Raw genomic sequence first — 12464 nt, 5'->3', positions numbered from 1 at the left:
TGCCAGGCTTCTTTTAACTTTTACTCTATGAGGTTTTCATACCTTCCTACAAAAACGTCCTCTTCACTTTTTCCCAGAAAGAGTTGTCTTTCAGTTTGACGGTTTTGATCTTTTCTTCACTCAATTCAATGACGACTTGTTTGACGTGCTGAATCCCGACTGCTTCATTATCCATTCCCATTGATGGGTAGTCATTGCCATCCTGCACGACTTCGAGTTTCAGTTTGCGCTCCCCGCTTAGTATAAAAGAAGATCCAAGCGTGCGGTAGCGGTTGTTGTTCAAAGATGCCAGCTCACTGACCTGCAGGCAAGGCAGCATCGGATCGACGACTGCTCCGTTCACGGATTTATTATAGGCGGTGCTGCCCGTTGGTGTGGCGATGACCATCCCATCCCCTCTGAATGTCTCAAAGTGAAGGTCATCGATATGTACTTCAATGACAAATGTTTTAATGATTCCTGAGCGGATACTGAATTCATTCAGGCATTTGAACGTTGCTTGGTCATCAATGGTCACGTCGATTGTCGGATAACGGCGGACTTCGATTTCTTCCTCTGTCATAGCCTTGATCATTTTTTCGGTATCATCAATGTGGAAGTCACAATACATACTCAAACTGCCGGTTGTGGATATCCCTGCATAAAGACAATCCTGGCGGAACCCTGTAGTACGGACAGCTTGAAGGAATGCACCGTCTCCTCCAACACTGACGATGATGTTTGCCTCTTTGGCGCTCTTCACTACGTTAAAGCCATATTGATCGGCAAGGCCTGATAACTTTTCGGCTTGTTGAAGTGTTTCTTTATCTTTTAAAGTGTAAAAATATAGATTTCGTCTTTCATTCATGTTTTTGCCTCCTCAAAAATTAATCAATAACTCTGGAAGAAATTTTTCCAATCACGTTAGATTTTGCTAGAATAATGATTATATGCAATTTGCTGCTGCTCTTGGTGATTTTCTTTGAGGTATAATTCTGTGAGACACGATGCAAGTTTGCATGCATCATTATTTTATCATGATAGTGAAACTTTATCATAGTGATGCACGTATTCATTCATGAGGAAAAAAGAGGAGGAAAATCAATATGAGTGGAAAACGTTGGACAGCACTCGCAATTGCTGCCGGCCTGTTCATCTTTTCGGTTGTGGCCAATTTTGCGAGTTCAGCCATAACGGGTGATTTGGATAAGGCGTTTGAAGACATGTTTGCTGTGGCGGAAAACCCTTTTACTGAAGAGATTATAGAAGACGGAACTGCTGCGAGGAGAATTGCCGTTTTGGAAGTGGACGGTGTCATTCAAGACGTGAATACGGCCACCTCCATTTTTGAAAGCCCGGGATACAATCACGAGATGTTCATGGAACAATTGAGAACAGTTGAAGAAGATGACAGTATCAGGGCAGTGATTCTACAAGTAAACTCTCCGGGCGGCGGTGTAGTGGAAAGTGCGCAAATCCACGAAAAGCTAGTTGAGATTCAGGAAGAATCCAATAAGCCGGTCTACGTTTCAATGGGATCGATGGCTGCTTCCGGCGGATATTATATTTCGGCACCGGCGCAGAAAATCTTTGCCAGCAGAGAAACGCTCACGGGTTCATTGGGAGTCATCATGCAGAGTATTAATTATTCTGAGCTGGCAGAAAAATACGGCGTTGATTTTGTCACTATCAAAAGTGGGCCGCACAAAGACATCATGAGCCCCACGAGAGAAATGACAGAAGAGGAGCGGGAAATTCTTCAGTCCATGGTCAACAACTCTTATGAAGGGTTTGTGGATGTTATTGCTAAAGGCCGGGGAATGTCAGAGGATCAGGTTCGAAAAATTGCAGACGGCCGGGTATACGATGGAATTCAAGCCAAGGAGATCAATTTAATCGATGAGTTTGGTTATATTGAGGATGTTATTGCGCAAATGAAGAAAGATCTTAAGCTCGAGGACGCACAGGTCATTCAGTATACAAATGACGGCGGCTTTGCCTCCCTCTTGAATATGGGAGCCAAAAGGCTGGCAGGCGGAGATATCGAAGCGGCAGCCTTAATGAAAATATTGTCTCAACCTAATTCACCGCGTCTGATGTATCTCTATGCAGAATAATTTAAGAGGAGGTACCAATCATGAGCGAATTGGATAATCACGAAGAACAGATAACGGCCCCACATGACAAGGAAGAGAACGTTTTTGAATTAGGCGGCTTCTGGATGAGGTTCTGGGCCTATCTCCTGGACCTGGTGGTGATCTCGAGCATAGGCAGGTTGATTGTCTATCCTCTTTTCAGGGCCATGGACCTATCGTTAGTAAAAGATGATATGTTTGCACCAATTTCAATTATTAGTGCCATTATCTTTTATGGTTATTTCATATTGATGACCAAGTATTTAGGCCAGACGCTTGGTAAAATGGCTTTTGGATTAAAGGTGATAGAGTTAAATGGAAAACCGTTGAAATGGGGAACCGTTATCTTCAGGGAATTGATAGGCAGATTCATTTCTGCAAGTATCTTAATTTTGTATGTCGTTGTAGCATTCACGAATAAAAAGCAGGGAATCCATGACTTGTTTGCAGATACCACGGTCATCCGTGAAAAACGGGCTGCGGTCTACAAAACGGTGAGTGTCTAGGACGTTAATTTTTCTTTTAAGCCGTTTATGAGACACCCTAATTCGAAACGCTGCCCGATTTTGGCTCTATGAAGAGTTCATAAGGCACCCTAATTTAAAATTCAATCCGATTTTGGTCTTATGAGCCGTTCATGAGGCTCCCTAATTTAAAATTCAATCCGATTTTGGCCTTATGAGCCGTTCATGAGACACCCTAATTCGAAATGCAGCCTGATTTTGGCCTTATGAGCGGTTCATGAGGCACCCTAATTTGAAATGCAACCCGATTTTGGCCTTATGAACCGTTCATGAGACACCCTAATTTGAAATGCAACCCGATTTTGGCCTTATGAACCGTTCATGAGACACCCTAATTCGAAATGCAGCCTGATTTTGGCCTTATGAACGGTTCATGAGACACCCTAATTTGAAATGCAGCCTGAATTTGGCTCTATGAAGAGTTCATGAGGCACCCTAATTTAAAAATTTAACCCGATTTGGCCTAATGAGCCGTTCATGAGACACCCTAACTTGAAATACAGCCTGAATTTGGCTCTATGAAGAGTTCATGAGGCACCCAAATTTGAAATGCAGTCCGATTTTTGCTCTATAAATCCACTACTCATGGGAAAAAGTCAAAAAGATCTAATGAACTTCCCATGAAACAAGATGCATTTCAAAAATAGAAAGAAGCAGCCCGCATTGTGCCGGCTGCTTCTTTCGTTGTTCAGCTATTTTCAAGAATGGCTTTAATCTTCGCCAGGTCTTTCTTGTTTTCTTTTCTCATCATTGGCGCCATAAAAGGGGAGAACAATTTGGAGAATCCGGCAGGTTCACCTTTATTTTGCAGGGTCATGATGGTCTGCCGTTCATCTGCAGCTTTCCAAGTATAAGTGGTTTCCATAGGGAAGGGGCCCTGTGCTGTCCGCATTACCAGTTTCTTTTCCGGGATGAATTCGACTATCTCATACGTGTAAGATAATTTGCGCCCTAGAAACTCAGCCTTGAAGGCAATTTGTGAACCGATCTGGAGCGGCTTTGGCGTTTTCCACTGGGCACTTGAAATGTTGCTGTACCAATGTGGTGCGTTATCTGGATCAGCTGCATAGGCAGCCACCTTGGCTATGGGTGCTTCGATTAGTGTTTCTGTTACTACATTTACCATCTTCGTTCCTCCGGTCGTGTTAACTTAATTTAACAACATTTAGCTTTTTTCAACATAATTCTTAAGCAATGTTCCCAACAAGTATTCCCACCCTTTTCTGTGGCTGTCTTCCCAATCGTCTTCAATAAGGCCGGATGCAGTATGAGAAAGCTGAAGAGCCGTTACACCATCTTCTTCACTTAACCGATAAGTATAAGCGCTATTGACAGCTCCTTGCATACCTAGGTGGCCCTGGATTCGGATCTCTTCCGGTGCATTCACGTAGTAAACAGTCCCCCATACAGCCCCATCAATCTCGTTCCATTTTTCAAGAAACTGCCCGCCTGGAACAGGATTTAAAGATAAAGATGAAGGCTTTCCTTCAGGAGAAAGGCGGAATTCCCACCAGCTTTCTACTTTTTCTGTTAATGCCTTATATACCTGCTCACGGGGAGCGTGAATGAGGGTCTCTTGTTCAATTTGAAATACTTTGTTTTGCAGAGATGGTTTCATGTTATCTTTTCCTCCTGTTTGTTCCGCAGCCTCTTTTAAGTTTAATAGGGAGGCAGCAGCGGATTCCATATATTTTCCTACCCAGCGGTTATGCATTTCCTGAAGGGGAACTGCGTTCAGGTAGTTCACTCTGTATTTGCCTTTTTTTCTGGAAAGTATTAAATGTCCTTCTTGCAGTGCAGTTAAATGCTTCATGATGGCATAACGTGATACTTCCGGGAAGTGGTCGTTGAGCTCACCTGTTGTTGAGGGTGAATCTTTAAGAATATCAAGAATCCTTCTTCTGATCGGATGTGATAATGCCTTGAATAATGGTGAAAGATGGTCTTCCATAAAAAGATCCTTTCTAGTAAATATCTATTTTACATGTGACTAAATGGTAACATGTAAAATCACAAAAAACAATTCACTTTCTAGATTTTTTCTCTGTCAAACTAAAGGAGTATTTTGGGAAAGAATAGCCAATACTTACTAATTGAAGGGTTGTGAAAGAAGTGAATGGTTGGATCGTTACATTGATCGTAATTTTAGGCCTGCTATTATTCATATTATTACTCATCCTCATTACCAAGCTGACGATTACAATTTCACTTTACCATGGAAATGACAATGACCATTTCTCAATTCAGTTCAGGGCATGGTTCGGATTGATTAAATATAAGGTTGAAATTCCAATGGTCAAGGTGGATGAGGACGGCCCTAACCTTGTATTCGAGGAGAAGACTGAGAAAGGTGAAGAAGGCAGCGGAAAGGAAAAAGACAAGCTGAAAAAAGAGACGCCGGAAGAAATACTGACTTCACTCAAGGACTTTCGGGAGCTGCTTCAGCATGTGGTTGGACTCCATCGGATTGTCCGAACGTTCTTCAGTAAGATAAAAGTATTTGATGTGAAGTGGCAGACGGTCTTTGGTACAGGCGCTGCCGCTTCAACGGGGACCATGACTGGTTTGATCTGGGGGGCCAAAGGAGGAATCGTCGGTATCGTCAGCGGTTATATGAAACTGCAATCAATGCCGGAAATAGCGGTGGTTCCTTCATTTCAAAAAGCCATCATACAAACGGACTTTTCATGTATCATAACTTTTCGGGTCGGGCATGCTATATTAGCAGGAATCAAATTGATCAAATTCTGGAAAGGCGGAAAACCGAGCTTCCAATCGAAGCCCCTTTCCGTGGTGTCAGAAGAGAATCAGTCAGTCTAACACGACAACACTTTACCACACTAACGCGCTAAGAGGGACTGTCCCCTATGATGCTTTAGAGTGTTAAAGCGTTTGTACATACCATTTTAGGAGGTAATCTTATGTCTGATCATCCAATCGAAGGACTTATGACCACAGCAATGGAAAATCTCAAAGAAATGATCGATGTGAATACGATTATCGGAGACCCAGTTGAAACGCCTGATGGAAGTGTCATTCTAACCGTTTCAAAGGTCGGTTTCGGATTTGCGGCCGGAGGGAGCGAGTTCGTCATCAAAGGTAAGGGCGGCAAAGATGGCCAGGATGACAAACAAGGGGAGAAAAAGCAGCCCTTTGGGGGAGGTAGCGGTGGAGGAGTCTCCATCACTCCGATTGCATTTTTAATTGTAGGCTCAAAAGGAATTAAAATGCTCCATCTTGATGAAAACACCCATTTATTAGAAAAGCTTGTTGATCTAGCTCCTGGTGTGATGGAAAAGATTCAGGGAATGATGAAAAAGAACAATCACAATAACCAGGGCAATGGCCAGGGACAGCAGCAAAATCAGAATTCAGGACAGAACCAATCGTTTGATTTTTAATACTGACGAACTAACGGACTGATCAGGAGCATAGCCTGATCAGTCCGCATTGTTTGTAAAACGCTGTTTTCATATATATTGTTGCTCTCGGAAAAATCCAAAGAGCCGGATTTTTCCCTTGGAGACAAGGGCTTTTTTCTCTGAACAAGGTGAATTAGCTCTTTTCTTCCTTGTTTATCAGGCTATTTCTGGTTAATTAAGTAGATATTTTTTTAAGTTTGTATTAAATAGCAACAAAGTTTACGAAAAGAGCCTTGTAAAAAGCAAAGAGTTCTTAATAAAAAAATTTCAACTGGTCACAAATACTGCTTTTACATAATCAAATTAGTTGCTTTCCCATAAGACCGTTATGTACGATGAAAGAGATTTATACTTACAGAGGAGGTCCTGTAATATGGCTGACATTACTTTTAAAAATAACCCAATGACACTTGTAGGAAATGAAGTGAAACCTGGTGATAAAGCGCCTGATTTTACTGTTTTAGCGAACGATCTATCGGAAGTATCTCTCAATGATACAAAAGGCAAAGTGCGTTTGATCAGTGTGGTACCATCTCTTGATACTGGAGTATGCGATGCCCAGACACGCAAGTTCAATGAAGAAGCAGGGCAAATCGAGAATGTGGAAGTCCTTACAATATCTGCAGACCTGCCATTTGCGCAAAGACGCTGGTGCGGAGCGAACGGCCTCGAGAATGTTCAAACCTTATCCGACCACCGTGACTTATCTTTTGGTGAAGCATACGGGGTTCATATGAAAGAGCTGCGATTACTTGCCCGTTCCGTATTCGTTATCGACAGCAGCGACAAAGTCACGTACGTTGAATATGTCAGCGAGGGAACCAACCACCCTGATTATGACGCTGCCATTGAAGCGGTGAAAAACGCACAGTAATTTTGTATTAATGATTATTGATAAGGCTGACCCGGGAGCAATCGACTGGGTCAGTTTTTGTTATTATCTAATAGGTTGCTGCTTTATAGACAATTCTTCTTGCTGTTATTACGAATGGTTGATTGGAGCGTAAGGTGTGCGATTTCCTGCGGGACTAGCGGGACGTCTAGTTCCAGCGCCAAGCCCCTCGGGATCAAATGTTCCACAGCGAATAAAAGGAAAGAGCACCTTTTCTTCACTGTGGAACATTTGACTGTTAGGGCTGAAAGTGGCGCTTCCTCTTGTGATGAGAGGTGAGAACAAAGGTTACGTAACCATTGGAACGAACCCTACCTACCGACGAGGCTCACCGCCCGCCCCGTGGAGTCACGGACCTGGAGCGGAAATCAACTATTTCATCCAAATAGTAACAATAATTACGAAATGAACCTTATAAAAACAATAACCTGTTAAGGATGTTCTTCACGTCTGCTTTATGCCTGCAGGTTCGGCCCGGACGTGTGGAAAAAGATAAAACTATGCAGAAAGCGACCTCTTCTTTGACACTCGTTGTGACAAAGGTAAAATAGAGTAAGAAATAATAGTAAAGGAGATAGAGAATACATGACGGTTTCTCCAACAGAAAATCTATTCAATGTACTAGATGAGACAGCATTAATCCTCCAGGAAGAACTATCCTGTACATACTTAGAAGCCCTTGCAGAAAGTGGCGAAAATCTTTTCCATAAAAACATACTGCAAGATGAATTAAATGAATTGAGCAAGAAAAGGCTTGAAAAGAAATATGAGGATGCCGGATTGGATCAAATGGACAAAGAACAAATCCGGAAAGCCCTTCAGCTGGCAATGCTAAAAGGATTGAAGGAAAGTTCGCAGCCTAATCATCAGATGACTCCTGATGCAATCGGGATGTTCATCAGTTATCTGGTAGGAAAATTCACAAAAGGCAGCGAAGAGATACGGGTTTTGGACCCTGCAGTCGGAACAGGAAACCTGCTGACAACTGTCCTGAATGGACTGGGCGGTAAAAAATCAGCATCAGTCGGTGTGGATATTGATGACCTTTTGATCAAGCTTGCCTACATAGGAGCGAATCTGCAAAAGCATCCTCTTGAATTATTCAACCAGGATTCGCTCGAGCCGCTTTTCATAGACCCTGTTGATATTGTGGTGAGTGATCTCCCTGTCGGATATTACCCCAATGATTTAAGGGCGGCAGATTATGTACTCAAAAGTGATGAGGGACACTCGTATGCCCATCATCTCTTCATTGAACAGAGCATTAAGCATACGAACCCGGGCGGTTATTTATTCTTCCTTGTACCGAATCATCTTTTTGAGTCAGATGAAGCGAAGAAACTTCACGCCTTCTTTAAAGAGCAAGTCTATATTCAGGGGCTGCTTCAACTGCCGATGTCACTATTCAAGAATGAACATTCAGCAAAAAGCATCCTGATTCTGCAAAAAAAGAAAGCAGATATCAAACCGCCTAAAGAAGTATTGATGGCAAACATGCCGTCCCTGTCTAATCAAAAAGCGATGGAAAACATGCTTTCAAAAATGGAAGAGTGGTTTAAGCAAAATAAATAAGGGAAAACAAAGGGTAAGGTAAAGTCACAGAGTTTATGGGGCTTTACCTTTTTTTATGCCATGAAACCAAAACCTCCAATCATCACAGGTAGAAAATTCTGAATAAATTTAATTTGGTATGTAAACGATTACCTCGTAAGCTTACCCTTGAAAAGGCAAACAAGCAGTGATTTAATGAAAAATTGAGAGATATTAAGTCCTGAAATGAACAAACTATGATAGAGAGTGACAAGTCCAGATTGAAAAGAAAAAAGGAGCGGTAACAGAAATGGCAAAAATGATCGCAATCAACGCTGGGAGCTCATCACTAAAATTCCAGCTTTTCGAAATGCCTCAGGAAGAGGTAATTACAAAAGGTCTAATTGAACGTATCGGATTAACTGATTCTGTTTTCAGCATTTCCGTAAATGGTGAGAAACAGAAAGAAGTAACGGATATTCCCAACCATGAAGTGGCCGTAAAAATGCTTTTGGATAAACTGACTTCTGCAAGGATCATCGAGTCTCTTGATGAAATTGAAGGAATAGGCCACCGCGTCGTTCATGGCGGTGAAGTATTTACCGATTCTGTGTTGATCACTGAAGAAGTGATCCAGAAAATCGAGGAGCTATCTGAACTTGCGCCTCTTCACAACCCTGCAAATGTGACAGGAATCAGATCATTCCAAAGTGTGCTGCCAAATGTTCCGGCAGTAGCCGTGTTTGATACAGCGTTCCACCAAACTATGCCGGAAAGCTCGTTCCTATACAGCCTTCCATATGACTACTATGAGCAATATGGTATCCGTAAATACGGTTTCCATGGTACTTCCCATAAGTACGTGTCTGAAAGAGCGGCTGAAATGCTTGGCCGTCCAAAGGAACAATTGAGACTGATTTCATGCCACCTTGGGAATGGAGCCAGTATCGCGGCTATCGAAGGCGGAAAATCCATTGATACTTCCATGGGCTTCACACCGCTTGCAGGTGTAGCCATGGGAACCAGATCAGGTAACATCGACCCTGCCCTTATTCCATTCATCATGGAGAAAACAGGCAAAACAGCGGATGAAGTCCTGGATGTCCTTAATAAAGAATCCGGTATGCTTGGTGTCTCTGGTCTATCAAGTGACCTTCGTGATATCGAAAGCCAGGCGGAAGAAGGAAACGAACGTGCTGAACTGGCACTGGAGGTATTCGCTAACCGTATCCATAAATACATCGGGTCTTATGCATCCCGCATGTATGGGGTAGATGCGATCATCTTTACAGCCGGTATTGGTGAGAACAGCGATATCGTCCGTGAAAAAGTATTGAAAGGCCTTGAGTTCATGGGCATTTACTGGGATCCGGCAAGAAACAAAGTAAGAGGAGAAGAAGCATTCGTCAACTATCCTCATTCACCAGTTAAAGTCATGATCATCCCGACAAACGAAGAAGTCATGATCGCTCGTGATGTTCAGCGTTTGACTGTATAATTTTCAAACCGAAAAATAGTTGTGCAAACGGCATAGCAAGTGTCTGGCACACCAGACAGCCTCTTTTTCATGCTATTCAATAGCAGGGAAAAGAGGCTTTTTTGTTGAAGGGAACTCTTAACCTTAGTGTTAAGGGAGAAAAATACTATAAATAATGGGCTTGGTCTAAAAGAAGCAACATAGAAACAAATCTAAATAAAATTTTGTCTATTGCCAGTTGAAGGGATTAAAAGATAATAAAATCAGGAAAAGAAATACAAGTTGAAGATTCTATTGGGTATGCCTGGTACCGGCGAGGAGACAATATATGAAGCTAAATTGGCAATCCATTTTATGTTTGACAGTATTTCTTGTGAGTGCAGCCAGCTTACTATTTGTACTAAGCTCCAATTTGATATCACAATATATGCTAGCCTATGGGTTACCACTCTCTATACTTGCTGGAAAAAGAACTATTTTATATCCAAGTAGGATGAACATCCTTGTTATGATATATTAAAAGTAATCATGTCTTCATAAGGGGTTGAGAATTGATGGAATGGTCTGAAAGAGATGAACAGGTCATGGAGGAAATCCGCCAGTGGCAGGATTCTTTGTATGACTATGAAGCAAATGATCTTGAGAATACATATGTAAAGTGGCTGGACAGTGCTTTTTCCACCCTCCCTGTCGAATTACAGGAACAGTTTTTCCAACGGCTTGACGGATGGTTGTTTCACCTGCACTCTTTACTGCAGGGTTCACAGCTTCAAAATGATGCAAGGGAGCGTATAGTCAAGACCGCACGAGCATTCAACCAGGAGATCAATACTATCCAAGACCTGCATCTATTAACGGTTGACCAGCTTCATTACATTGCCATGCAGCATACGGGGAGACATCAGTTGTACTCATTCATTCAAGGCGGAATGACAGGTACCGGAGGAGCTGCTGTGCTTGGTACAGACATGCCGGCAATGGCTGTCATCAACCTCCGTTCAGTGCAGCTGGTTGCAATTTCATACGGTTTTGACGTTCAGACACCTTTTGAGATGATGACATCATTGAAAGTCTTTCATGCCGCCACACTTCCGGCGAGACTGAGAGCAGAAGCCTGGGAAGAATTGATGGAGGATCTTGAGCGAAAAGAAAATGACTATTTCTATGATGGCACGGAAAAGCTGACGGATTACACATGGCTCGAAGGTCCAATAAAGCATCTGCTTAAAGGAATCGTGATTACGACATTCCGGAAAAAACGCATGTCGGGTATTCCTTTAATCAGTATGGCTGTCGGTGCGGGGTTTAACTACCAATACACCAGAAAGATCAATGATTTCGCAGAAAAATATTATCAGTACCGTTATTTATCCAGAAAGCGGATGAATTATTCGGACTATTAAGCTTACAGAGTGAGTGGAATTAAGGAGGTCAATCCTGAATTGACCTCCTTTTTACATTTTCCTTAACTCCACATTGCAGCTGCCATACCACTAACTATCCAATAAGTAGCAGAAATACGTGCCAACCAGTTTCACTTTACAGCCGAGTGCTTCCATTTCTCTTATGGCACCCGGAAGCAGGACTTCATCCATACCCTGGTCAACATCAATGAGAAAGAAATAATCTCCCAAGCCGGTTTTTAACGGCCTTGATTCGATTTTACTGAGGTTCAATTGTCTCCACGCAAACACAGAAAGAACTTGATGCAGTGCTCCTGACCGGTCTTTCGGCAATGTTACCATCAAGCTTGTTTTTTCCGTGCTTTTTTTACCTGAGAGCTTGAGCCGGACAGGTTTTTTATGTAGTACGATGAATCGTGTATGATTATAAGCCGAATCATGGATGCTTTCATGGACAATGTTCAAACCGTATTCTCTTGCAGCTAATTCATTCCCTATTGAGGCAAGATTCTTCTCAGGGTGTTCACTCAAATATTTTGCGGCCGCGGAGGTAGAGGTCGTCTGTTCCAAAGGTATTCCCCGGTAGCGGTTGTGCAGGAATTTATGACATTGTGCCAAGGCATGCGAATGGGAGAGAATTTTATCCGGCTTTATTCCATCAGCGCTGTCATTCTCAGGATGAACCATGAGGTGCTGCTGTATTGGAGAAGTAAGTTCTGCAGCAATGGATAAATGGTCTTCATGAAACAAGTAATCAACCGTAATATGTACAGACCCCTCGAGTGCGTTCTCCAGAGGAACAACCGCATAATCAACTTTCTCTTCGATAACGGCTTCTATACAGTCAGGAATCGTCATACATGCTACTGTTTCTTTTTCTGGAAAAGCTTTTCTTACTGCAAGGTCTGTAAAAGAAGCCTGGGGTCCAAGGTAGGCAATTTTCAATTGGGTTCGTCCTTTCAAAAAAATTTATTGAACATTCTAACATGTTGTGGATAATGTTGTATATAAAATCATCGCAAAAAATTATTTTAATATTATTTTCTTGCCTGTAGACTCCCAGTGCGAAGACAGATGAAAAAAAGCTTGCAGAAAATACTCT

The 12464-nt window shown here is 42.4% G+C and carries 12 protein-coding genes; 8 read left to right on the top strand and 4 right to left on the bottom strand.

Annotation, left to right across the window (positions count from 1 at the left end; genetic code table 11):
* Positions 1-46 precede the first annotated feature (46 nt).
* Positions 47-847: an NAD kinase gene (locus tag V1502_RS16075; RefSeq protein ID WP_409251638.1), complete on the bottom strand. Its 801-nt coding sequence runs from the start codon at positions 845-847 to the stop codon at positions 47-49.
* Between the two features lie 238 nt (positions 848-1085).
* On the opposite strand from V1502_RS16075, the gene sppA reads away from it, so the two are divergent.
* The gene (sppA, locus tag V1502_RS16070; RefSeq protein ID WP_409251637.1) at positions 1086-2096 is read left to right on the top strand and encodes a signal peptide peptidase SppA; all 1011 of its coding nucleotides are present in this window, start codon (positions 1086-1088) and stop codon (positions 2094-2096) included.
* 20 nt (positions 2097-2116) lie between these two features.
* A complete protein-coding gene (locus V1502_RS16065; RefSeq protein WP_409251636.1) occupies positions 2117-2620 on the top strand; it encodes an RDD family protein in 504 nt (167 codons plus the stop codon).
* 706 nt (positions 2621-3326) lie between these two features.
* Here the strand turns inward: V1502_RS16065 and V1502_RS16060 are convergent.
* The gene (locus V1502_RS16060; protein WP_409251635.1) at positions 3327-3764 is read right to left on the bottom strand and encodes an SRPBCC family protein; all 438 of its coding nucleotides are present in this window, start codon (positions 3762-3764) and stop codon (positions 3327-3329) included.
* 39 nt (positions 3765-3803) lie between these two features.
* On the bottom strand, positions 3804-4589 hold the full coding sequence (locus V1502_RS16055; protein WP_409251634.1) for an SRPBCC domain-containing protein: 786 nt from the start codon (positions 4587-4589) through the stop codon (positions 3804-3806).
* Positions 4590-4750: 161 nt separating this feature from the next.
* On the opposite strand from V1502_RS16055, the gene V1502_RS16050 reads away from it, so the two are divergent.
* The 6 genes from V1502_RS16050 to V1502_RS16025 all read left to right on the top strand — a co-directional run bounded on the left by V1502_RS16050 (position 4751) and on the right by V1502_RS16025 (position 11362).
* A complete protein-coding gene (locus V1502_RS16050; protein ID WP_409251633.1) occupies positions 4751-5458 on the top strand; it encodes a DUF2953 domain-containing protein in 708 nt (235 codons plus the stop codon).
* 101 nt (positions 5459-5559) lie between these two features.
* On the top strand, positions 5560-6039 hold the full coding sequence (ytfJ, locus tag V1502_RS16045; RefSeq protein WP_409251632.1) for a GerW family sporulation protein: 480 nt from the start codon (positions 5560-5562) through the stop codon (positions 6037-6039).
* Between the two features lie 394 nt (positions 6040-6433).
* Complete coding sequence (gene tpx / locus V1502_RS16040) at positions 6434-6934, top strand: thiol peroxidase (protein ID WP_409251631.1); 501 nt, start codon at positions 6434-6436, stop codon at positions 6932-6934.
* Positions 6935-7537: 603 nt separating this feature from the next.
* Positions 7538-8524: a class I SAM-dependent methyltransferase gene (locus V1502_RS16035; RefSeq protein ID WP_409251630.1), complete on the top strand. Its 987-nt coding sequence runs from the start codon at positions 7538-7540 to the stop codon at positions 8522-8524.
* A gap of 268 nt (positions 8525-8792) precedes the next feature.
* Complete coding sequence (locus tag V1502_RS16030; protein ID WP_409251629.1) at positions 8793-9980, top strand: acetate kinase; 1188 nt, start codon at positions 8793-8795, stop codon at positions 9978-9980.
* A gap of 533 nt (positions 9981-10513) precedes the next feature.
* Positions 10514-11362, top strand: coding sequence for an EcsC family protein (locus V1502_RS16025; RefSeq protein ID WP_409251628.1), 849 nt, complete (start codon positions 10514-10516; stop codon positions 11360-11362).
* A gap of 90 nt (positions 11363-11452) precedes the next feature.
* Here the strand turns inward: V1502_RS16025 and pheA are convergent, their stop codons facing one another.
* A complete protein-coding gene (pheA, locus tag V1502_RS16020) occupies positions 11453-12307 on the bottom strand; it encodes a prephenate dehydratase (RefSeq protein WP_409251627.1) in 855 nt (284 codons plus the stop codon).
* Positions 12308-12464: the final 157 nt, after the last annotated feature.

This window comes from Rossellomorea sedimentorum (assembly GCF_046237645.1).
In the GTDB taxonomy this organism is placed as follows: Bacteria; Bacillota; Bacilli; order Bacillales; family Bacillaceae_B; genus Rossellomorea; species Rossellomorea sedimentorum.
This window is presented reverse-complemented; position numbering and strand designations above follow the sequence as displayed.